The 20,424-nt window shown below is 64.3% G+C and carries 20 protein-coding genes and 1 tRNA gene; 13 read left to right on the top strand and 8 right to left on the bottom strand.

Going from position 1 to position 20,424, the window contains the following annotated elements:
* Positions 1 to 9 precede the first annotated feature (9 nt).
* Both AAG591_RS11095 and AAG591_RS11090 read left to right on the top strand, forming a co-directional pair.
* A complete protein-coding gene (locus tag AAG591_RS11095) occupies positions 10 to 1,074 on the top strand; it encodes an acyl-CoA dehydrogenase family protein (RefSeq protein WP_342531347.1) in 1,065 nt (354 codons plus the stop codon).
* A gap of 260 nt (positions 1,075 to 1,334) precedes the next feature.
* Positions 1,335 to 4,136 (top strand): TonB-dependent receptor, encoded by a 2,802-nt coding sequence (locus AAG591_RS11090; protein WP_342531346.1) that lies wholly within the window; start codon positions 1,335 to 1,337, stop codon positions 4,134 to 4,136.
* 212 nt (positions 4,137 to 4,348) lie between these two features.
* Here the strand turns inward: AAG591_RS11090 and AAG591_RS11085 are convergent, their stop codons facing one another.
* From AAG591_RS11085 to AAG591_RS11075, 3 genes are all read right to left on the bottom strand, one after another.
* Entirely contained in the window at positions 4,349 to 4,642 is a 294-nt protein-coding gene (locus AAG591_RS11085; protein WP_342531345.1) for a GNAT family N-acetyltransferase, read from the bottom strand.
* A 76-nt stretch (positions 4,643 to 4,718) separates the two neighbouring features.
* Positions 4,719 to 5,549, bottom strand: a complete 831-nt coding sequence (locus tag AAG591_RS11080) for a pirin family protein (RefSeq protein WP_342531343.1) — start codon at positions 5,547 to 5,549, stop codon at positions 4,719 to 4,721.
* Positions 5,550 to 5,651: 102 nt separating this feature from the next.
* Positions 5,652 to 5,728, bottom strand: a tRNA-Pro gene (locus AAG591_RS11075).
* A 246-nt stretch (positions 5,729 to 5,974) separates the two neighbouring features.
* On the opposite strand from AAG591_RS11075, the gene yajC reads away from it, so the two are divergent.
* Genes yajC through secF form a run of 3 tightly spaced genes read left to right on the top strand, consistent with a single transcriptional unit; the run spans position 5,975 to position 8,906 of the window.
* Positions 5,975 to 6,289, top strand: a complete 315-nt coding sequence (gene yajC, locus AAG591_RS11070) for a preprotein translocase subunit YajC (RefSeq protein ID WP_342531342.1) — start codon at positions 5,975 to 5,977, stop codon at positions 6,287 to 6,289.
* A 21-nt stretch (positions 6,290 to 6,310) separates the two neighbouring features.
* Positions 6,311 to 7,909: a protein translocase subunit SecD gene (gene secD, locus AAG591_RS11065; RefSeq protein ID WP_342531341.1), complete on the top strand. Its 1,599-nt coding sequence runs from the start codon at positions 6,311 to 6,313 to the stop codon at positions 7,907 to 7,909.
* 19 nt (positions 7,910 to 7,928) lie between these two features.
* Complete coding sequence (secF, locus tag AAG591_RS11060) at positions 7,929 to 8,906, top strand: protein translocase subunit SecF (protein WP_342531340.1); 978 nt, start codon at positions 7,929 to 7,931, stop codon at positions 8,904 to 8,906.
* Positions 8,907 to 8,934: 28 nt separating this feature from the next.
* Here the strand turns inward: secF and AAG591_RS11055 are convergent, their stop codons facing one another.
* Together AAG591_RS11055 and AAG591_RS11050 are read right to left on the bottom strand one after the other, a co-directional pair.
* Positions 8,935 to 10,125, bottom strand: a complete 1,191-nt coding sequence (locus AAG591_RS11055) for a glycosyltransferase (RefSeq protein WP_342531339.1) — start codon at positions 10,123 to 10,125, stop codon at positions 8,935 to 8,937.
* A 2-nt stretch (positions 10,126 to 10,127) separates the two neighbouring features.
* Positions 10,128 to 10,700: a helix-turn-helix domain-containing protein gene (locus tag AAG591_RS11050; RefSeq protein ID WP_342531338.1), complete on the bottom strand. Its 573-nt coding sequence runs from the start codon at positions 10,698 to 10,700 to the stop codon at positions 10,128 to 10,130.
* Positions 10,701 to 10,795: 95 nt separating this feature from the next.
* On the opposite strand from AAG591_RS11050, the gene AAG591_RS11045 reads away from it, so the two are divergent.
* Together AAG591_RS11045 and AAG591_RS11040 are read left to right on the top strand one after the other, a co-directional pair.
* Entirely contained in the window at positions 10,796 to 11,275 is a 480-nt protein-coding gene (locus tag AAG591_RS11045; RefSeq protein ID WP_342531337.1) for a DUF6456 domain-containing protein, read from the top strand.
* Between the two features lie 118 nt (positions 11,276 to 11,393).
* Positions 11,394 to 11,975 carry a glutathione binding-like protein gene (locus tag AAG591_RS11040; protein WP_342531336.1) on the top strand — a complete coding sequence of 194 codons (582 nt, stop codon included), beginning with the start codon at positions 11,394 to 11,396 and terminating at the stop codon, positions 11,973 to 11,975.
* Here the strand turns inward: AAG591_RS11040 and AAG591_RS11035 are convergent.
* Positions 11,972 to 12,505, bottom strand: a complete 534-nt coding sequence (locus tag AAG591_RS11035) for a uracil-DNA glycosylase family protein (protein WP_342531335.1) — start codon at positions 12,503 to 12,505, stop codon at positions 11,972 to 11,974. The genes AAG591_RS11040 and AAG591_RS11035 overlap by 4 nt on opposite strands.
* A gap of 80 nt (positions 12,506 to 12,585) precedes the next feature.
* Here AAG591_RS11035 and AAG591_RS11030 point away from each other — a divergent pair, with 80 nt between their 5' ends.
* On the top strand, positions 12,586 to 13,092 hold the full coding sequence (locus AAG591_RS11030) for a hypothetical protein (RefSeq protein WP_342531334.1): 507 nt from the start codon (positions 12,586 to 12,588) through the stop codon (positions 13,090 to 13,092).
* Here the strand turns inward: AAG591_RS11030 and AAG591_RS11025 are convergent.
* Positions 13,086 to 14,906: an ABC-F family ATP-binding cassette domain-containing protein gene (locus tag AAG591_RS11025; RefSeq protein WP_342531333.1), complete on the bottom strand. Its 1,821-nt coding sequence runs from the start codon at positions 14,904 to 14,906 to the stop codon at positions 13,086 to 13,088. The two genes, AAG591_RS11030 and AAG591_RS11025, sit on opposite strands and share 7 nt — an antisense overlap.
* Before the next feature lie 100 nt (positions 14,907 to 15,006).
* Between AAG591_RS11025 and AAG591_RS11020 the strand changes: the two genes are divergently transcribed.
* The 5 genes from AAG591_RS11020 (at position 15,007) to AAG591_RS11000 (ending at position 19,562) form a co-directional block, all read left to right on the top strand.
* A complete protein-coding gene (locus AAG591_RS11020) occupies positions 15,007 to 15,729 on the top strand; it encodes an SIMPL domain-containing protein (protein ID WP_342531332.1) in 723 nt (240 codons plus the stop codon).
* A 131-nt stretch (positions 15,730 to 15,860) separates the two neighbouring features.
* The gene (locus tag AAG591_RS11015; protein ID WP_342531331.1) at positions 15,861 to 16,196 is read left to right on the top strand and encodes a PepSY domain-containing protein; all 336 of its coding nucleotides are present in this window, start codon (positions 15,861 to 15,863) and stop codon (positions 16,194 to 16,196) included.
* A gap of 103 nt (positions 16,197 to 16,299) precedes the next feature.
* Positions 16,300 to 16,977 carry a response regulator transcription factor gene (locus tag AAG591_RS11010; RefSeq protein ID WP_010239256.1) on the top strand — a complete coding sequence of 226 codons (678 nt, stop codon included), beginning with the start codon at positions 16,300 to 16,302 and terminating at the stop codon, positions 16,975 to 16,977.
* Positions 16,928 to 18,448, top strand: coding sequence for a sensor histidine kinase (locus AAG591_RS11005; protein WP_425341660.1), 1,521 nt, complete (start codon positions 16,928 to 16,930; stop codon positions 18,446 to 18,448). The genes AAG591_RS11010 and AAG591_RS11005 overlap by 50 nt, the downstream gene beginning before the upstream one ends.
* A 91-nt stretch (positions 18,449 to 18,539) precedes the next feature.
* Positions 18,540 to 19,562, top strand: a complete 1,023-nt coding sequence (locus AAG591_RS11000) for a polyprenyl synthetase family protein (RefSeq protein ID WP_342531330.1) — start codon at positions 18,540 to 18,542, stop codon at positions 19,560 to 19,562.
* A 114-nt stretch (positions 19,563 to 19,676) separates the two neighbouring features.
* Here AAG591_RS11000 and AAG591_RS10995 read toward each other — a convergent pair whose 3' ends face one another.
* On the bottom strand, positions 19,677 to 20,345 hold the full coding sequence (locus AAG591_RS10995) for a hypothetical protein (protein ID WP_342531329.1): 669 nt from the start codon (positions 20,343 to 20,345) through the stop codon (positions 19,677 to 19,679).
* Positions 20,346 to 20,424: the final 79 nt, after the last annotated feature.

Raw genomic sequence — 20,424 nt, 5'->3', positions numbered from 1 at the left:
CGCCGAGACATGGCCGTACTGAACGAAGAGCAGGAAATGCTGCGCGACATGGCGCGCGAGTGGACGAAGAACGAACATCCGGTGGGTGCCTGGCGCAAGGTGCGCGACGCGGGCCAGCCGTTCGACGCCGATGCCTGGGGCGAGATGGGCGAGATGGGCTGGGCGGGGATCATCATCCCCGAAGAGCACGGCGGCACCGATTTCGGCTGGCTGAGCCTTGGCCTGGTGATCGAGGAACTGGGCAAATCGCTCGCGGCGAGCCCGCTGGTCGCCTCCGCACTCGCCGCATCGGCGATCGTGCTGGGTGGTAGTGACGAACAGAAGGCCGAATACCTGCCGCGCCTCGCCACGGGCGAGCTGATCGGCACGCTCGCCTTCGACGAAGGCCCGCGCCACACCGGGCTGAAGGCCAGCACCAGCGTTCACGACGGGCGGCTGACCGGGACCAAGGCTTTCGTGCACGAAGCCAGCCGCGCCGACCTGTTCGTCGTTCTGGCTCAGGACGGGGTCTATCTGGTCGAGAAGGGCAAGGGCATTTCGCTGTCCAAGCGCGCGATGGTCGACATGCGCGACCATGCGGAGATCGACTTCAACGATGCGCCCGCCCAGAAGCTGGCCGTGGGGGGCGATGATCTGGCGCAGAAAATCGTTGACCGTGCGTGCGTCCTGACCGCTGCCGAGATGCTCGGCATGTGCCAGGCGGTGTTCGACACAACGCTCGATTACCTGAAGCAGCGCGTGCAGTTCAATCAGGTGCTCAGCTCGTTCCAGGCGTTGCAGCACCGCATGGCTGACCTCTTCACCGAGCTGGAGCTGGCACGCTCTGCGGTCGAAGGCGGGTTGCAGGCGATCGACAGCGGCTTCGCGGTGAGCGAGGCGGCCACGCTGGCGAAGGCGCGTGCCAACGATGCGCTGCACCTGATCAGCCGCGAGGGCGTTCAGCTGCACGGCGGTATCGGGATGACCGACGAATACGACGTCGGGTTCTTCCTCAAGCGCGCCCGCGTTCTGGAAGCTGCCTGGGGATCGAGCAGCCATCTGCGCGATCGTTATGCGGCGATGAAGGGATACTGACGTTACGGAAAGCTAGCGCCGCTTGTGCAGTGTTACGCAAGCGCAACAGTCCGCTCGCGGCGTGTGTGCGTATCTTGTAATATTGATGCAAGGCGCGCAAAATGCGCGGGCTTGGGAGTAGGCATGCCCCGGCGGCGACGGGATGACAACGAAGCCCGCGCCGCCACGGCACGACAGATTGCCGGTCGACGCGCGCGTCGGTCTGGCCCGCTGCGCCGATCTCCTGCGATGAAATGTAATTTTTAAAGATTGGGAGATCGATGAAAGCCACTTACAAACGCACGATAGCGCTTGGCGCACTTGCCGGCAGCCTCGCTTTTCCGCAGGCGGCCCTGTTTGCGCAGGACCAGACGACCGATCCCCAGAGCGCCGTCAGCGACATGGAAGACCAGCTCGACGACGGCTCGGTCATCGTCGTCACCGCTCAGGGCCGTACGCAGGAACTGACCGATGTTCCGGTCGCGGTAAACGTCGTTTCCGGCGAGGAGCTGCGCAATTCCGGTGCCGCCGACATTCGCGAAATGAGCCAGGTCGCACCGTCCCTGCTGGTGTCCTCGACCGGTAACGAAGCCAATGGCTCCGCCCGCATCCGCGGCATCGGCACCGTGGGCGACAACCCCGGCCTCGAAAGCTCGGTCGCGGTGTTCGTCGACGGCGTCTATCGCTCGCGTTCGGGTAACGCGCTCAGCGAACTCGGTCCGATCGAGCGCGTCGAAGTGCTGCGCGGCCCGCAGGGCACGCTCGGCGGTCGCAACAGCTCGGCCGGCCTGATCAACATCTACACCGCGCCGCCCGAATTCGATTTCAGCGGCTACGGCGCGTTCACTTACGGCAACTACGATGCGATCAAGGTCGAGGCCGGGATCAATGCGCCGCTTGGCGAAACGGTCGCGGCGCGCATCGATGGCGTGTATTTCAAGCGTGACGGCTTCTACAACGACGTCGTCAACGACACGGACGTGAACAATCGCGACCGCTACCTCGTGCGTGCCCAGATGCTCTTCGAGCCGAGCGACACGCTTTCCGTGCGCCTCGTCGGCGACTATTCGAAGAAGGACGAAGCGTGCTGCGGCGCAACCTTCGTGCAGCCGAGCTTTGCGCCGCTGGCGCGCCTTGCTGACGACGTTTCGCCGCTCTCGGCAGATGCCAAGTTCGACTATCCCGGCACGGCGACCCCGGCGCTGACCAGCACCGCAAACCCGATCATCCCGGTGCTGCTGGCGCTCGGCCAGAACCCGAACGCGCTGAACCAGTCCACCTTCAACCGCGACATCTATGTCAGCCAGGGCCGGACCTATGCGGGCGAGACCGAGGATTATGGCGTCGGCCTCGAACTCAACTGGGATTTCGGCGGCGCGCAGCTGACCTCGATCACCGGCTACCGCGACTATTCGAACTTCCAGGCGTCGGACACCGACTATACCCAGGTCGACATTCTCTATCGTGCGCCGGGCCCCGACGCAGGTGCGCGTGAATTCAAGACCTTCAGCCAGGAACTTCGTCTTCAGGGCGAAGCCTTCAACGGCACGCTCGACTGGCTGGTCGGCGGTTATTTCGCCAACGAGAAGCTGGAAACGCGCGACAATCTGCGTTTCGGCACGCAATACGGCGCGTTTGCGCCTTGCCGCCTGGTCAATGCGGTCAACCCCGCGCTTGCCTCGCCCACCAGCACCGGCTGTCTGAGCGCGGGCGGCCGTGCGGCGCTGCTCGCGGCAAATGGCGGTGCGGGTGCGCTCGGCCCGCTCACGGGACAGTTCTTTAACGGCCTCGATCTGCTTTCGCAGGTCAACGATGTCGGCAGTACGAGGGACGTCTACAATCAGGAGAGCAACAACTGGGCGCTTTTCACCCACAACATCATAAACCTCACCGACCGGCTCAACCTGACCCTTGGCCTGCGCTACACCAGCGAAACCAAGGATTTCGATGCGACCTTCGGCAATGACAACACGTTCTGCCCGCAGCAACGCGCATTGCAGGCGGCCACCTTCCTGAACCCGGCCATTCTCGCGCTGTATCCGGCCAACCTGCGGCCCACGCTGCAGGGCCTGGGCGGCGGCCTGGTTTCGCTGACCTGTCAGGGCAACAGCACGTCCGAACTGAACGGCGTGTCGCTGTCCGACAGCCGCAGTGAAGACGAATTCACCGGCACCGCGATCATCTCGTTCAAGCCGGTCGACCGTCTGCTGACCTACGCCAGCTATTCGCGCGGTTACAAGGCGGGCGGCTTCAACCTCGACCGTTCGGCACTGCAGGCGAGCCCGGTCGTCGGGAACCCGGCGGTCACCGGATCGACGGACAACCTCCAGTTCGGCCAGGAAACGGTCGATGCGTTCGAAATCGGCGGCAAGTACGATGGCCGCGACTGGACGCTGTCGGTTGCCGCGTTCTACCAGGAGTTCTCGAACTTCCAGCTGAACACCTTCAACGGATCGGTGTACGTGGTCCAGAACTTCAACTCGTGTGCCACTTCGCTCAACGGGGCGGATCGCGACAACAACGCGACTACCGGCTCGTGCAACCCGGACGACGTGCGCCCCGGCGTGGTCGCCAAGGGTGTCGAGGCCGAGCTGAGCCTGCGGCCCGCGCGCTTCTTCACCACCAATTTCGGCCTGACCTACGCCGACACCCGGTACGAGAACAATCTGATCGGCAACGACACGGGCGCACCGCTCGATCCGGCGCTGCGTCTGCTTCCGGGTGACAACCTGTCGAATGCGCCGGAGATCACCGCGACCGCGGCGGTTTCCTACACCCCGCCGATCGGCAACAGCGGCCTTAGCGGGCTGTTCTACCTGAACACCCGGATGACCAGCGATTACAACACCGGCTCCGACCTGCTGTACGGCAAGGAACAGGACGCTGTTGTCGTGGTCAACGGGCGTATCGGCATCCGTGGCCCGGACGAAAAGTGGGCGGTCGAAGTGTGGGGCCAGAACCTCTTCGACGAGGATTACACCCAGGTCGCGTTCAACACGCCCTTCGTGGCCGAGCAGCAGACCTATTCGGCCTATCTGGCCGAGCCGCGGACCTACGGGATCACGGTGCGCGCGGGCTTCTGATCGCGAACACCTGACGGGATAAGAGAACGGCGCGGGTGGGAAACCTTCCGCGCCGTTTTTCTATTTGCGGTGGGCGGCGAGCGACCTCAGCTGGCGTCAGCAACGGATGGCGCAGGCCATCCGGCCTCTCCCTCTTCCGGGATTGGCAAAAGACACATCGCTGCAAGTGGATTAGTGGCGGCCGATCCCCTCGCGAGGGGAGATCGATCGGTCTATTGAACGACGTCGGCCCAGTCGGGGTGCCGCATCGCCTGCGCCTTGAAGAAGGGGCACAGAGGCACGATGCGGAAGCCTTCGGCGCGTGCATCGGCGACGACGCGCTCTGCCAGTGCCTTGCCCACGCCCTGACCGCGCAGACTGTCCGGCACGCCGGTATGGTCCACAATGACAAGGGTGGGGCTGGCGCGCGAGAAAGTCAGCTCGCCGACCTCGTCGAACCCCTCGACCTGCGCAACATAAAGGCCCTTGGTGTCGTTTGCGACGCGGTTGATGGTGATGGCAGCCATGCCCACCCGCTAAGACCCCTTACCGGGACGTGCAACCCACACGTTCGGGTGGTGGCGGTGTCGAGCTGCGCCTGCCTCAGAATTTCCCCGCCTGGTGGTCGCGGATCGCCTGCACGATTTCCTCACGCGTGTTCATGACGAAGGGGCCGTGCGCGAAGACCGGTTCTCCGATCGGGTCTGCATGGCCGAAAAGCAGCAGGCAGCCTGCTTCGCTCGATACCTCGACGCCATCTCCGTCGGTCAGCTTCGCGAGGTGATACTCTGGCACCTCGTCTGCGCCCACGCGCGCAGAGCCGCGCACGGTATAGAACAGCACGCTGCGGCCTTTGGGAGCGGGCAGGGTGGCCGATGAACCGGGCGCGATCTCGATGGTCGCCAGCATCACGCCCGTCAGCGATTCGATAGGTGCGCCGCCGATGCCCGATGTCGGATGCATCTTAACGCCCGAAGCCAGTTCCACGGTGGGAATATCTTCGCGGGCAACCGGAATGTAGTTGGGATCGGTCATTTTCAGCCGTGCGGGCAAGTTGACCCACAATTGCAGAATTTCGAGCGGCCCGCCGCTGCGCTTGAACGAATCGGGAGACAGCTCGGCATGGGTCAGCCCCTTGCCCGCAGTCATCCATTGCACGCCGCCCGCCTCGACGATGCTCTCACCGCCGCCCGTATCGTGGTGGGCAAGGTTGCCTTCGAGGATGAAGGTAACCGTCTCGAACCCGCGATGTGGGTGCGGGCCAAAGGGCAGGCCGTTATTGCCCGGCGCGTAGGTCTGCGGCCCGTGGTGGTTCAGGAACAGGAACGGATCGACCTGATCGAGCCCCGCGCCCGGCACGGGGCGGCGGGTAACGAGATCGGCAATATCGTCGCGAACGGCGGGGTGAAGCGAGGCGAGGGTGCGTTTGGTCATATCGCTCAGGATATGATCATCCCGGGCGCGCGATGCCAGTCCACAGCGCAGGATGCGCCGGGGGATCGGGTGCAAGTGGATGATTTGGAGGGTGAATTCCACTGGTCGGGAAGACAGGATTCGAACCTGCGACCCCCACACCCCCAGTGTGATGCGCTACCAGGCTGCGCTACTTCCCGAGCAGTGGAAGGGGGCCTATAGGGACGGTCGTCGCGGCTGGCAATGCCCGAGGTGCGACAAGCGAGTGCAGCGTGCTTTGCGCGCGCGATTGCCCTTGGCCCGCAAGGCTGCTAGGCGCGCCCGTTATGACGGGCCGTGGCGGCGTCTGCGCGTGGTTTTGCTGCAAAGCTTGTACTCGCCATCCCGCCACTCCATCTCGTCCACCAGCCGTTTCTGGCAGATCGTAAACAGGCAATCGAACCCACATGCTCGACCTTATGACCGCCGCGGCCAGCGCAGGAGCGCCCCCGGCCTGGATGCAATTCCTGCCCTTCGTGGGCATGATCCTGATCTTCTGGTTCCTGATCATCCGCCCGCAGATGAAGCGGCAGAAAGACCATCAGGCAAAGATCGGCGGCCTCAAGAAAGGCAACCGGGTGGTGACCGCAGGCGGACTCGTCGGCAAGATCGTCGCCGTGCGTGACGACGAGGTCGATATCGAGCTTGCGCGCGATGTGCGGGTGACGGCGGTGAAGAGCACGATCGGCGATGTGATCGGGCCCAAAGCCAGCAACGACTGAGCGCGAAAGAAGGCCTGACAGATGCTCGAATTTCCGCGCTGGCGTAAGATTTGGCTGTGGGGCCTCACCCTTGTGGTGATGGCATGCGCCATTCCTTCGTTCTTCTCGATGGCCGGGGTCGCCTGGCCCGACGATCTGCCGGAGCCGACCGTCAATCTGGGGCTCGACCTTGCCGGGGGCAGCCACATCCTGCTCGAAGCGCAGCCGAGCCAGGTCGCCGCGCGACGGCTGGAGAACATGGAAGAAGACGTGCGGATCGCGCTCGGCAATGCCGAGCCGCAAATCCGCATCGGCGACGTATCGACCCGCGACGGGCGCCTCTCCTTCATGCTCGACGATGCGAGCCAGATCGACCGGACGCGCGAAATCCTTACTCCGCTGATGAACGGCCAGGGCCTGACGCGGGAGTGGGAACTGTCGGTCGTCGACACCAATCGCGTTGTGCTGACGCCGACGCAGCAGGCGATCGATTCCGCCGTGTCGCAGGCGATGGACAGCGCGACCAACGTGATCCGCCAGCGAATCGACAAACTCGGCACGCGCGAACCGACGATCATCCGACAGGCCGACACGCGCATCGTGGTGCAGGTTCCCGGCCTGCAGGACCCCGAACAGCTCAAGCAGCTGGTGGGCCAGACCGCTCAACTCGAATTCAAACTGGTCGATCAGGATGCGTTGCCGTCCGACGTCGCGCAGGGGATCGCCCCTCCGGGCAGCGAGATCGTGCCTTACGCCGCCGGTACCCCGCAGGAAGGCACCAGCATCGCGGTGCGTCGCCTCGGCGGCATCCAGGGCGACAACCTGACCAGCGCGAAGGCGGGCGTCGATCCGCAGACCAATGAAAACGTCGTCAACATCCAGTTCAACCAGCAGGGATCGCAGCGGTTCGCGCAGCTGACGACGCAGAACGTCGGCAAGCCTTTTGCCATGATCCTCGATGGCAAGGTGCTGTCGGCTCCGAATATCAACGAGCCGATCACCGGCGGCCGGGCGCAGATCGCAGGGAGCTTTACCGCAGACAGTGCCAATGCGCTGGCGATCAGCCTGTCGTCGGGCGCGCTGCCGGTGGACCTCTCGATCGTCGAGGAACGCACCGTCGGGCCCGACCTTGGCGCCGACTCGATCAAGGCGGGTCTGATCGCGATGGGCGTCGGTTCGCTGCTGGTCATCGCGCTGATGATCGCCACCTACGGCCGCTTCGGCGTCTATGCGACCTGCGCGCTGGTGATCAACGTGATCATGATCCTGGGCATCATGGCGGTGCTCAACACCACGCTGACGCTGCCCGGTATCGCCGGCTTCGTGCTGACCATCGGTGCGGCGGTCGACGCCAACGTGCTGATCAACGAACGTATTCGCGAAGAGCGCAAGCGAGGGCGGCGCGTCGTCACGGCGGTGGAGAACGGATATCGCGAGGCGAGCCGCGCGATCTACGACGCCAACATCACCAACTTCATCGCCGGGGTGCTGCTGTTCCTGTTCGGCTCGGGCCCGATCCGCGGTTTCGCGGTCGTCCTGATCATCGGCCTGTTCACCAGCGTCTTCACCGGCGTGACGCTGACCCGCATGTGGGTTGCAGCCTGGCTGAAGGCCAAGCGTCCCCGCGAAATCAACATCTGACGGGGCATCGAGAGACATCATGAAACTCCTCAAGCTCGTTCCCGACGACACCAACATCAAGTTCCTGAAATGGCGCGTGCCGTTCTACATCGTCAGCGTGATGCTGATGATCCTGAGCTGGGTCGCGGTGTTCACGATGGGCCTGAACTACGGCGTCGACTTCGCCGGTGGTCAGGAAGTCCAGCTGACCTTCGAACAGCGCGACGAGGCGCCGATCCCGCAGCTGCGCGAGCTGGTTGCCGGTCTGGGATATGGTGAGCCTGTGGTGCAGGAATTCGGGCAGCCCAATCAGGTATCGATCCGCGTTCCGCTGCCCGAAGGCACCGAAGACACGCCGGGCGCCGCGACCGCCATCGGCGACAGGGTGATTGCGGCAATCGGCGCCGAATATCCCGGTGTTCGCAAGGATGGTAACGACACCGTGTCGGGCAAGGTTGCCGGCGAGTTCCGCACTGCCGCGCTCTACGCGCTGCTGGCGGCGATGGCCGCAATTGCGATCTACATCTGGGTCCGTTTCGAATGGCAGTTCGGCGTCGGCGCGCTGTTCGCGCTGGTCCACGACGTTTCCCTGACGATGGGCTTCTTCGCAATCACGCAACTGGAATTCAGTCTCCAGATCATCGCGGCGATCCTGGCGATCATCGGCTATTCGCTGAACGACACGATCGTCGTGTACGACCGTATCCGTGAGAACCTGAAGAAATTCCGCAAGATGCCGCTGCCCGAGCTGCTCGACCTGTCGGTCAACGAGACGCTCGCCCGCACGATCATGACCTCGTTGACGCTGCTGATCGCGCTGATCCCGCTGCTGCTGTTCGGCCCGGCGAGCCTGTTCGGCATGGTCGCCGCCATCACGCTGGGGATTTTCGTCGGTACCTACAGCTCGATCTACATGGCTGCGCCGATCCTGATCTGGCTGGGCGTGACCAGCACCAGCTTCGTGCCGCAGGAAGGCAAGGCGGACCAGCAGGAAAAGATCGCCCGCGGCGAAGCCTGAGACGGTCTTTGTGGTGGTAGCGGCCAGGCTAGGCCGCGATCACTTCCGAATAGATCCGGTCGAGCGCCTCGGCATGTTCGGCCCAGCCGAACCCGGCGACGACCTGTGCCGTATCGGCAGGATCGGGCGGGTTAGCGAGCAGGATTCGCACAGCTTCCGCAATCGACCCGGGTTCGCGCGCGACGATCAGGCCGGCTTCCGGTCCGCGGACCAGCTCGCGTGCGCCGCCGACATCGCCGATGACGATCGGTGTCCCGCAGGCAAGCGCCTCGACCCAGGCATTCGCTAGCCCTTCGCGCGCAGACGGCAGGACCATTGCCTGCGAGGCCGAAAGGATCAGCGGCATGACGTCGTGATCGACCGAGCCGAGGAAGTGGACGCGCTGCGCAACGCCAAGTTCGTCCGCCAGCACCCGCAGCCGTGCCTCGTCCGGTCCATGGCCGACGATCAGCAGGCGGGCCTCGGGCAATTCCACCAGGGCCTGAAGCACCAGATCCTGCCCCTTCAACGGGATCAGCGCGCCGATAGTGCACAGGACCGGCTCGCGCTCGGCAAGCGATATCGAAAGCCGTTCGGACAGCATCCTGCGCAAGCCTTCGTGCTGCAGCGGCCGGAAGCGGTCGCGGTCGAGCCCGGTGTAGTGCACCGCGATCTTCTCCCGCTCCATGCCCAGCGCAGCCATGTCGTCCGCCAGCGCGCCCGATACGGCGAGCAGGCGTGCCGATTGCCGCGCTGCGTCGAGCATCTTGGAGCGCGCAAATGCCCGCGCGCCCCAGTAATGGATGTCCGAACCACGCCCCTTGATCGCCAGCGGGAGGCCGAGGACGCTGGCGATGGCGGCCGCAGCGGGCCCGTCGGGGTAGAAGAACTGCGCATCGACCATGTCGAACGGCTGCGCCGCGTGCAGCCTGCGCGCTAGAGGAAGCGCGGTGCGCGCGATCATGCGCGGGTTTAGCCTTCCGCCAATTTTCGGGATCAGCGTGAAGCGCGGGCGATAGACTTCCATCCCCTCGCACTGCCGGTCGACGGCTGCCTTGGCCAGCTTGCGGTAGTCGCCCATCGCGACGGGTGGCAGACCGATGGGATTGATGACGGTGACGTGCCAGTCGGGCCGGGCGGCGAGCGCTTCCAAGGATTGCGACACGAAGTTGCCGAAGCGCGGGCGTGCCGCATTCGGGTACAAGGTGGAGATCGACAAGAGGCGTTTGGGATCGCGCATGGTCAAAGCGGGCGCACCAGGGTTTCTGCCACCGCGATCCAGGCGGGGTCTTCCACGATCACCTGTTTGCGTCCCTGTTCCGCCGGCAGCACGGCAACGCGCCCCGGTGCACTGTCGACCAGCCGACCGAATGCGAAACGCCCGGCCCGGCGCGGCACCAGCACGTCGCGGTTGAGCGCGCGGCCAGCCTCCGCAGGCGTGATCTGTCGCAGCCATAGCTGGTCGCCCGCGCGGTAGGGCCCGGTGCTGTCGGTCACCTCGATCACCATGCGCGTCTGCGTGGCCGCCATGTCAGTCGGGCGGACGGCTTCGCGCACTGTCTCCAGCGCCTGGGCGCCGCCTTCGCCGAGCGTGGCAACGACGGGCACGGTAGCGGTGGCTTCGGACCGGACCAGCGTCTCCGGATCGACGCCCAGCGCGGCACCGATTTTCTCCATCCATTTGAGCGAGAGGTTGCGGGTGCCCGTTTCGAGCCGACCGATCGTCTGCGCGGTGGTCGGCGGTGAACAGGCAGCGGCCAGATCGGCGAGGGTCAGCCCCTTCTGGCGCCGGATATCGCGGATGCGGTTGATCATCGGGTCGGTCCATTCACCGGATTGGTGAAAATGCTTTCCTACAACTTACCAGTTTTGGCAAGCCACCTCCCTTTGAGAACGAGGAGAAAACGACGATGGTACGCGAATATGTCGAGCGCGAACTGACCAGCGAAGGCCCGCGCCGTGGACCCGACAGCGGGCCCAAGCCACGCCGCCGCTCTGTCACCGTCAACCTCGCCGAGAGCCCGCTCAGCTGGCTCCACGCACGCGGGCACCTGAGCGACCGGCTGTTCGACGCGGGCGAACGGTTGCGGGCAGATTACGAGAAGGCGCAACTCAGCCCCTGGGTCACGATGCGGTGGGACCCGGTGCGGATCAAGGGTGGGCCCGATGCCGGGCTCTCGCCCACGGAACGGCAGATGGCGGCGAAGGAGCGGTTCGACGGCGCGCTGGCGACGGCGGGCAGCGGGCTTTCCGATGTGCTGTGGCGGGTGGTGTGCGCATGCGAGAGCCTGCCGCAAGCGGAACGTGCGCTGCAATGGCCGGCGCGCTCGGGCAAGCTGGTACTCAAGCTGGCGCTGGAACGGGTGGCGGACTTCTATCGGATCGGTTGAGGCGGGTGATTTTTTCTCCCCCTGGACACTGTGTCAGGTGTGTCAGCGCGCTCTTCGGATCGCATGGGATTGCCGTGGATTGTCTGGATAACCCCTCACAAAAGAAGGATGCCAAGCCATGAAGCTCTACTATTCGCCCGGCGCCTGCAGCCTCGCCAGCCATATCGCGCTGATCGAAAGCGGGCTGGATCACGAGACGGTCAGAGTCGACCTGTCGAAGCATCAGACCGAGAATGGCGAGGATTTCTACCAGATCAGCCCACGCGGATACGTGCCCGCGATCGAGACGGACGAGTTCGGTCTGGTGACGGAGAATGCGGCGGTGCTCCCGTTCCTCGCACAGAAGATGGGCGCGTTGCCCGATGGTGAGGCGCATTGGCGCCTGCACGAGTGGATCGGCTTCATCGGGACAGAGATTCACAAGGCCTACGGCCCGTTGTTCGGCGGGGCCGAGGGTGATGCGAAGGAAAAGGCGAAGAACACCGTCGCGAAGAAGTATCAGCTGGCCGAAACGCTGATGGATGGTCGCGAATGGCTGGTCGGAGATGCGCCGAGCGTGGCGGACAACTACCTGTTCGTCACCCTGCTGTGGGCGGACAAGTTCGGCGTGGACCTGCCGCAGTCGCTGGTATCGTACCGCGAGCGGCATTTGCAGCGCGAGGCGGTAAAGAAGGCGATGGCGGACGAGGGGCTGGGCTAGTCCAGCGCCTCGCGCACGCGCCTTTGCAGGTCGGGGACCACTTCGGTCTCGAACCAGGGATGCTTGCGCATGAACATGGTGGATCGCCAGGACGGGTGGGGCAGGGGGATCGTGTTCCCGAACTCCCGCCACCGGGCGATCCGCTCAACCATCCGGTCCTTCGCGGTGGCGGGCAGGTAGCGCTTCTGGGCATAGGTGCCGACCAGCAGCGTCAGCCGGTCTTCGGGAAGCAGGCTCAGCACGCGGTCATGCCATAGCGGCGCGCATTCGGGGCGGGGCGGCTTGTCGCCTCCGCTGGCTTTCCCAGGGTAGCAGAACCCCATCGGCACGATCGCGACGAGCGCGGGATCGTGCAGTTGTTCGTTGCTCAGCCCGGTCCACTCGCACAGCCGTTCGCCGCTCTTGTCGTCCCACGGAATGCCGCTTGCATGGACCTTGCTGCCCGGTGCCTGCCCGATGATGAGGATGCGCGCGGTTGCGGAGAACTGCACCACCGGGCGGGGCGCGAAGCCGAGGGCTTTCTCGCACATCCTGCATGCGGCGATATCGCGATGGAGTTTGGCAGCGCCCGGCATTACTGATCGACCATAACAGGTAGCACACGGTTCATATGATTGCCCTGCAACGCATTTCCATAGAGTGGAACAAGTCGCATCGCGGGGCGGGGCCGGGGGCGGTGCGCAATGCATTGCCGCGTATCGAGGCTTTCCAGCCGCCGGGCGATCCCGCGACCGATTGGGTGCAGACCATCCGTTACCACGGCAACTGGCGCGAAGGCGATGGCTGGCAGCCGGTCTATGACCGAACGGTGGAATGGCACCAGCGTATGCCGCAGCCGTATCCCGACAACATCCGGGTCGATATTCGTGGCGATATCGCGGAAGTGCACTATGTTCCGGAGACCGTGCTGGAAGGCAAAATCACGCGGCGGCACCTGCCCGGTGTGGTTGCTCGGTTGCCGAAGGGTAAGCGCTTCGTCCTTCATATCAATGGCGTGGACGATGTGGGTGGCCCACGCCGCTATCGCGAGGCTACAATCAACATCGCTTTCGATGAAGCGCCCACGCTCGATCTGCCGGTGTATCGGGTGCTGGATGAGCGTAAGCTGCTTTACTGAGCGGCCTCGACCCGTTCGGCCAATTCCAGCCAACGTTCCTCTGCCGCGTCCTTCTCGCCCCGCGCGTTCTCGATGCCCTTCATGATGTTGGCGAAACGCTGCGGGTCCCTGGAATACAGCTCGGGGTCGGAGAGGATCTCCTCCCCCCGCGCAATCGCCAGCTCCAGCTCCTCGATCCTCTCGGGCAGGGAGTCATAGTCGCGCTGGTCCTTGAAGCTGAGCTTGTCGGCGCGCGGTGGCGGCGGAGATGGCGGGGATGCGGTCTTCGTAGCCGGCTTGCTCTTGCCCACCACCGGCTGGCGGCGCTTGGCCACCCAGTCCTCGTACCCACCCGCGACCACATCGACCTTGCCCGACCCGTCGAGGCCGAGCGTGACGGTGACCGTGCGGTCGAGGAAGTCGCGGTCGTGGCTGACGATCAGCACGGTGCCCTCGTAGTCCGCGATCACCTCTTGCAGCAGGTCGAGCGTTTCGAGGTCGAGATCGTTGGTCGGCTCGTCCAGCACCAGCAGGTTGGACGCACGGGCAAACTCGCGGGCGAGCAGCAGACGGGAGCGTTCGCCGCCCGAAAGGATATCGACTTTGGTGTCGACGAGCCCGGGATCGAACAGGAACTCCTTGAGGTAGCCCTGCACATGCTTGCGAACGCCGCGAACGTCGATCCAGTCGCCGCCCTCGGCCAGCACCTGCCGAACGGTCTTGCCTTCGCCCAGCAGGCTGCGCTGCTGGTCGATCATTACGCCGGTCAGCGTCTTGGCGATCTCCACCGTGCCGCTGTCTGGCGCAAGCTCGCCGGTCAGCATCTTGAGCAGCGTGGTCTTGCCCGCACCGTTCGATCCGACGATCCCGATCCGGTCACCGCGCTGGATGCGCAGGCTGAAGTCGCGGATGATCGTGCGCTCGCCCCCATCGGGGAGAGAGAAGGACTTGGAGATGCCGTCCGCGACGATGACCGACTTGCTCTTGAAGTCCTGCTCGGTCGCCAGCTTCAGTTTGGCGGTGCCGGTGGTTTCGATCATGGACGCGCGTTGGGCGCGCATCTGCCACAGCTTTTCCAATCGGCCTTGGTTGCGCTTGCGCCTCGCGGTTACGCCGCGTTCGAGCCAGTGCGCCTCCAGCTTCAGCTTCGCGTCGAGCTTCTCCGCCGCGCGCGCTTCCTCGGCGTAAACCTGTTCTTCCCACGCCTCGTACCCGCCGAAGCCCACTTCCTTGCGGCGCATGGTCCCGCGGTCGAGCCACAGCGTCGCGCGCGTCAGCCGCTTCAGGAACGTGCGGTCGTGGCTGATGACGACGAACGCGCCGGTATAGCGCTCCAGCCAGCCTTCCAGCCAGTCGATCGCGGCCAGATCGAGGTGGTTGGTCGGCTCGTCCATCAGCAACAGGTCGGGGTCCTGCGCCAGCGCGCGGGCAATCTGCGCCCGGCGACGCTCGCCCCCGCTTGCGCCCTTGGACTCGCGGCTCATGTCGATGCCAAGCTGGCCCGCGATGGCCTCTACCTCGTGCTGTTCGGGCGGATGTGCGCCGCCCAGCGCGAAGTCCATCAGCGTGGCGTGGCCGGTAAGGTCGGGGTCCTGCTCCAGCACCACGATCCGCGTGCCAGGCTTCACCTTGCGCTGCCCCTGGTCGGCATCCAGCCGATTATCGATCAGGCGGAACAATGTGGACTTGCCCACGCCATTGCGTCCGATCAGCGCCAGCCGATCGCGCGGGCCGATGTGCAGGTCGATATTGTCCTGGTTGGGGCCACCGAACAGCCAGCGGCCGCCCTGCTGGAGGCCGAGATTTTCCCAGGAAAGAATTGGAGGCTGAGCCATTGTTGCGGCGAGTTAAGGCGCGCGCGCCTATCCCACAAGCCTTCCTGCAAGCGCGGCTTGCGGGTTACCGATTTAACCCACCCTTATTGGGAGAATACCGATGATCCGCACTGCCCTTATTCCGACCGCGCTGGCGGCATCGGTTCTGGCTACAAGTCCCGCCCTGGCCGCCGATATCCAGGTTCAGGCAACGGGGCCGGTGATCGAACTGCAGGTTAACGAGCAGGTCGAGGTGGAGCCCGACACGGTCAAAATCAGTGCCGGCGTCACCAACGAGGCGATGACCGCGCAAGAGGCGCTGTCGCAGAACTCTGTCCAGATGCGGCAGGTGATCGACCGGCTCCGCAAGCTCGGCATCCCGGAGCGCGATATCCAGACGACGCGCATCAATCTGGGCGCGCGCTTCGATTACGACCAGCAGGCGCAGCGGCAGGTGTTCCGCGGATATCAGGCGTCCAACCAGGTAAGCGTCACCTTGCGTGACACCGAGGAAGTCGGCGCGGTGCTCGACGCGCTGGTGCAGGCCGGTGCGACCGACATCAACGGACCCAGCTTCTCGGTAGCCGACGACACTGCCGCCAAGGCGGAAGCCCGCAGGCGCGCGATGGAGCGTGCGCGGGCGATGGCATTGGATTACGCGCGCGTTGCTGGATATTCGAATGTTCGCGTTCTGCAGATTTCCGAAAGCGTCAGCGGTCCGGTACGCGAATATGCAGCCGACAGCATTCGGGTGCGCGCGCAGGCTGCAGGCGCGCCGCCAGTTCAGCCCGGCATGGTCGAAACAGGGGTGACGGTCAGCGTGACCTATGAGGCCGTGAACTAGCACGGCCAACGCGAGCGAGGCGAGGTTGTGAGTATGTCAAATGTTCATCAAACGCAAGGCGAAGATGAACATTGGGTAACACCTTGCATTCAGAGGCTATTCAATGGTCAAGTGCCAGGTGTGATTGCACGATGAAACGGATACTCGCCTCGCTTGTGCTGGGATGCACTCTTATCGCCACTCCGTCCGTGGCGCTTGCGCAGAGCAATTCGGCGCAGGACGCCGCGCGTCGCGACACGCAGGCGGGCAAGGCACTGCCCTTGCGCCAGATCGAAGCGATCGTGTTCCAGTCGCTTGGCGCGCCGGTCTGCTCCAATTCGAGCCGACAGGCCGATTGCTACGAATATCTGGGCCCTGCCTATGATCCCAGTGCGGTGGCCTATCGCCTCAAGTTCATGCGGAACAGCCGGGTTACCTTCGTCGATATAGACGCGCGAACCGGCCGCGTGCTGAGGCGTTCGCGCTAGTATCGGCGGGAATTTCAGGAGCTGTTGTTGACGATGACGCGCCATTCGCTCCAAGGAGCGGCCTTGTTTAGAATACTTGGCAAGTGACAAGGACCAGACGCCGATGCGCATCCTGATCGTGGAAGACGAGCCGACGCTCGGCCAGCAGCTCAAGTCGACGCTGGAACAGAACGGCTATGCGGTCGACCTGTCGACCGATGGCGAGGACGGCCACTATCTCGGTTCGACCGAAGATTACGACGCGGTGATCCTCGACCTCGGCCTGCCCGAGATCGACGGGCTGACCGTGCTGGGCATGTGGCGCAAGGAAGGCCGCAGATTCCCGGTGCTGGTGCTGACCGCGCGTGACTCATGGTCCGACAAGGTCGCCGGGCTCGATGCGGGCGCGGACGATTATCTCGCCAAGCCGTTCCAGACCGAAGAGCTGATCGCCCGCCTGCGCGCGCTGATCCGCCGTGCCTCTGGCAATACCAGCAGCGAACTGACCGCCGGCGATGTGCGGCTCGATACCCGTTCGGGCCGTGTCACGCGTGGCGGCGACCCGGTCAAGCTGACGGCGCAGGAATACAAGCTGCTGAGCTACCTGATGCACCACAAGGGCAAGGTGGTCAGCCGCACCGAACTGATCGAGCATATCTACGATCAGGATTTCGACCGCGATTCGAACACGATCGAGGTCTTCGTAACCCGCATCCGCAAGAAGCTGGGCGCGGAAGTCATCACAACGATCCGTGGCCTTGGCTACAGCCTCGACGACCCCGCCGACGCCCCCCGCGCGTAACGACGCGCCCGAGGCGTCGCCCGGCGCGGGCAAGCCGTCCGGCAGGCGCGATCCGCGTGCGCCCGACCGGGTGGCGGGTGAGGCGTATCGGGAACCGCCACGCGATTTCGTCGCCCCGCATACCGGCAGCCTGACATGGCGCATGATCGCGATTTCCGCGATCTGGATCGTCGTGCTCTTGCTGGGCGGAGGGTTGGCGCTGGACCGGACGCTGACCAACCTGGTGCAGGACAACTTCGACACCCAGCTGAACAACAACCTGACCGCATTGATCGCATCGGCCGAGATCCAGCCGGGCGGCGAGGTGTGGCTGATCCGGCCGATGGGCGACCAGCGCTTCATGGAGCCCAATTCGGGCCTCTATTACCAGATCAGCCCGGCGGGCGAGCCGGTCAACCTGAACGACGCCGATGTCCTGCCGTCGCGATCGCTGTGGGACGAGGCGCTCAAGCTGCGCGCTTCGGTAGAGGACCAGCCGGTCTTCTACGATAGCGAGCAGTTTCGCGGCGAACCGCTACGGATCGCCCAGCGCGACACCACGCTTCCGGGCAGGGACACGGTGTGGACCTTCGCGGTCGCTCAATCGCGGACCGAGATTGACGGGCAGATCGATCGCATTCGCCGCATCCTCATCATCAGCTTCGTGATCCTGGGGCTGGGCCTGATGGTGCTGGTGGTCTTGCAAAGCTACGTGGGCCTGCGCCCCCTGCGCCGCATTCGCACCGCGATCCAGCACATCCGCACCTCGGGCAGCAACCGGGTGACAGACCCGCTGCCGCTCGAAGTGCAGCCACTGGTGCAGGAGCTGAACATGCTGCTCGAACATTCGGAGCGGCAGGCGGAAGAAGCGCGCACGCATGCGGGCAATCTCGCGCATGCGCTCAAGACCCCGCTCACGGTGGTCAACAATGCGGCGACCGCGCACGCGCCCGACCTCGCCGATACGGTGATCCGCGAGGCGCGCACGATGCGCCGGCACGTCGATCACCACCTCGCCCGCGCGCGTGCCGTGGGCCGCCGCGCGGTCGGCCATGCGCAGACGCCGGTGCGCGAGAGTGCCGAGGCCGTGCGCCGCGCGGTCGAACGCCTCTATCCCGACGTCCGCTTCGACATCGACGGATCGAAGGACGCCAAGGTCTCGATCGAGCGGCAGGATCTCGACGAGATCATCGGCAACCTCATCGAAAATGCGGCAAAGTACGGCGGCGGCAGCGTGTTCGTGACGATCGACGCCGAACCGGAAGACAAGCGCTGCGTGCTGTGGATCGAGGACGATGGAATGGGCATCCCCGAGGAAAAGCGCGTGGAAATCTTTGATCGCGGCGCGCGGCTCGATACGGGCAAGCCGGGCACCGGGCTGGGCCTCGCCATCGTGCGCGACGTGGCGGAAATCTACGGCGGATCGGTCGACCTGGCCGAGAGCGAGGATCTTGGCGGGCTGCTGGTACGCCTTTCGCTGCCCCGCGCATGACCCGTGGCACGGCACGACGTGCCGAACTTGCAGCACCGGGTATCCGTTAAACGCTTGAATTGCTCCGCTCGCTTGGCCAAAGCAGGCTCCGATGACCGCCGAGATCGTTCCTTTCGCCAAAGCGTCTGGCGGGCCTGCGGCCTCGATCGACGCCATGCTTTCGCTCACCGCTTCGGGAATGAACGCGGTCAACGCCGTGATCCTCGATCGGATGCAGAGCGAAATTCCGCTGATTCCCAGCCTTGCGGGTCACCTGATCTCGGGCGGGGGCAAGCGCCTGCGCCCGATGCTGACGCTCGCGGGGGCGGAGCTGGTCGGCTATAACGGCACGCGGCACCACAAGCTGGCGGCCTCGGTCGAGTTTATCCACACCGCCACGCTGCTGCACGACGATGTGGTCGACGGCTCCGAAATGCGCCGGGGCAAGGCTGCCGCGAACATCATCTTCGGCAATCCGGCGACCGTGCTGGTGGGCGATTTCCTGTTCAGCCGCGCGTTCGAGCTGATGACCGAGGATGGCAGCCTGAAAGTGCTGAAAATCCTCAGCTCCGCCAGTGCGATCATTGCCGAGGGCGAGGTCGCGCAGCTCACCTCGCAGCGCAAGATCAGCACCAGCGAACAACGCTATCTCGACATTATCGGCTCGAAAACCGCGGCGCTGTTCGCCGCCGCGAGCCGCATTGCGGCGGTGGTCGCCGAATGCAGCGACGCCGAAGAGCAGGCGCTCGACGATTACGGCCGCAACCTCGGCATCGCGTTCCAGCTGGTCGACGACGCGCTCGACTATTCGTCCGACGCCGCCGAAATGGGCAAGGACCGGGGCGACGATTTCCGCGAGGGCAAGATGACGCTGCCCGTGATCCTCGCCTACGCGCGCGGCGACGCCGAGGAGCGCAAGTTCTGGGAGGCCGCGATCCTGGGCCACCGGACCTCGGACGAAGACCTCGCACACGCGGTATCGCTGGTCGAACGCCACGACTGCGTCACCGCCACCCGCGACCGCGCCCAGCACTTCGCCCAGCGCGCGGCGGACGCGCTGTCGATTTTTCCGGATGGCAAGGCCCGCGAGGCAATGGTTGCAGCCGCGCACTTTGCGGTGGCGCGAGGGTTTTAGGGGGCTAGTTAGTCGCTCGAATCGTCCCAAGACGATGCTTGAAGAGTTTATATTAGCGTTTTCGAGCTACAGCCTACCGTGGCCGTTAGAAGGCGGTCGAAGCGGGTGCTGTGGTCATTCGAGCATCGCCCCAGCTTCCGGCCAAAGAGCTTGCAATTGGTCGCGTCGCACTATGATAGCGTGGTAGCCTTGGTTATCGGCAGTGTTCACAGTGCTAGCGTGTCGGCCAGCGGCTGACTGTTGCAACCGCCCATTTAGCACGAAGTAGCTTTCAATATGGATGCCATCCCAATCTTCGGGAGGGATCGGCTTTAAGCCGTGCAGAGGCGGGTTTTTGATTCCTCCTCGTAGGGTGTCAAACCTCCTGCCGCGTGCCTGCAAATCTCCGCAAAGCAGAGCGTCTCGAAGTGCATTGGATATGCGGATTGGTAGGTTGTGATCAAAATGTAGCTTTGCTTTTGGGACTGGATAATTCGCCAAGTATCGAATGGCATCATCTAGGGGCACCCAATCGATAGGTGCATCAAGCTGTGCCTCGAGACGTCTTCGTGCCGAAAGCTCGATTGCCCATTCCTCGTAGGGAATGCGGCACAGACAGTTCACAACAAAACCGACGAGCGCGATCACTGTGGCTGCAGCCGCCCCTATCGGAATTACGAGGAGGGCCTGTTCCGGAGATTCCTGTTGGGAGTGTATGGCCCATGCATAAGTGAGCACGGCGGAGAGAAGTGAGAAACCGCCAACAATGAACCGATTGGTCCAAGTCCCGAACATGTCATTCATGGTCTTGGTGCATGCTAGCTTAGCGGAAACTCGAACAACTTCCATCTTCCTCCCATATCACCCCCTTCCGAGATTCGGG

Origin of the sequence: Citromicrobium bathyomarinum, from assembly GCF_038594485.1 — a bacterium.
GTDB lineage: Bacteria > Pseudomonadota > Alphaproteobacteria > Sphingomonadales > Sphingomonadaceae > Alteriqipengyuania > Alteriqipengyuania bathyomarina_A.
Note: the sequence above shows the minus strand (reverse complement) of the source record. Positions and strands in the feature narration are given on the sequence as shown.

What these genes read in the sequence shown, in the direction of transcription:
- AAG591_RS11095 (WP_342531347.1), top strand. Translation starts at nt 10, where the DNA reads ATGGCCGTACTGAACGAAGAGCAGGAAATGCTGCGCGACATGGCGCGC.
- AAG591_RS11080 (WP_342531343.1), bottom strand. Translation starts at nt 5,549, where the DNA reads ATGACCAAACGCACCCTCGCCTCGCTTCACCCCGCCGTTCGCGACGAT.
- AAG591_RS10995 (WP_342531329.1), bottom strand. Translation starts at nt 20,345, where the DNA reads ATGAATGACATGTTCGGGACTTGGACCAATCGGTTCATTGTTGGCGGT.
- AAG591_RS11015 (WP_342531331.1), top strand. Translation starts at nt 15,861, where the DNA reads ATGAAACGGATACTCGCCTCGCTTGTGCTGGGATGCACTCTTATCGCC.
- AAG591_RS11035 (WP_342531335.1), bottom strand. Translation starts at nt 12,505, where the DNA reads ATGTGCGAGAAAGCCCTCGGCTTCGCGCCCCGCCCGGTGGTGCAGTTC.
- secD (WP_342531341.1), top strand. Translation starts at nt 6,311, where the DNA reads ATGCTCGAATTTCCGCGCTGGCGTAAGATTTGGCTGTGGGGCCTCACC.
- AAG591_RS11000 (WP_342531330.1), top strand. Translation starts at nt 18,540, where the DNA reads ATGACCGCCGAGATCGTTCCTTTCGCCAAAGCGTCTGGCGGGCCTGCG.
- AAG591_RS11045 (WP_342531337.1), top strand. Translation starts at nt 10,796, where the DNA reads ATGGTACGCGAATATGTCGAGCGCGAACTGACCAGCGAAGGCCCGCGC.
- AAG591_RS11090 (WP_342531346.1), top strand. Translation starts at nt 1,335, where the DNA reads ATGAAAGCCACTTACAAACGCACGATAGCGCTTGGCGCACTTGCCGGC.
- AAG591_RS11020 (WP_342531332.1), top strand. Translation starts at nt 15,007, where the DNA reads ATGATCCGCACTGCCCTTATTCCGACCGCGCTGGCGGCATCGGTTCTG.
- AAG591_RS11030 (WP_342531334.1), top strand. Translation starts at nt 12,586, where the DNA reads ATGATTGCCCTGCAACGCATTTCCATAGAGTGGAACAAGTCGCATCGC.
- AAG591_RS11010 (WP_010239256.1), top strand. Translation starts at nt 16,300, where the DNA reads ATGCGCATCCTGATCGTGGAAGACGAGCCGACGCTCGGCCAGCAGCTC.
- secF (WP_342531340.1), top strand. Translation starts at nt 7,929, where the DNA reads ATGAAACTCCTCAAGCTCGTTCCCGACGACACCAACATCAAGTTCCTG.
- AAG591_RS11050 (WP_342531338.1), bottom strand. Translation starts at nt 10,700, where the DNA reads ATGATCAACCGCATCCGCGATATCCGGCGCCAGAAGGGGCTGACCCTC.
- AAG591_RS11040 (WP_342531336.1), top strand. Translation starts at nt 11,394, where the DNA reads ATGAAGCTCTACTATTCGCCCGGCGCCTGCAGCCTCGCCAGCCATATC.
- AAG591_RS11085 (WP_342531345.1), bottom strand. Translation starts at nt 4,642, where the DNA reads ATGGCTGCCATCACCATCAACCGCGTCGCAAACGACACCAAGGGCCTT.
- yajC (WP_342531342.1), top strand. Translation starts at nt 5,975, where the DNA reads ATGCTCGACCTTATGACCGCCGCGGCCAGCGCAGGAGCGCCCCCGGCC.
- AAG591_RS11025 (WP_342531333.1), bottom strand. Translation starts at nt 14,906, where the DNA reads ATGGCTCAGCCTCCAATTCTTTCCTGGGAAAATCTCGGCCTCCAGCAG.
- AAG591_RS11055 (WP_342531339.1), bottom strand. Translation starts at nt 10,125, where the DNA reads ATGCGCGATCCCAAACGCCTCTTGTCGATCTCCACCTTGTACCCGAAT.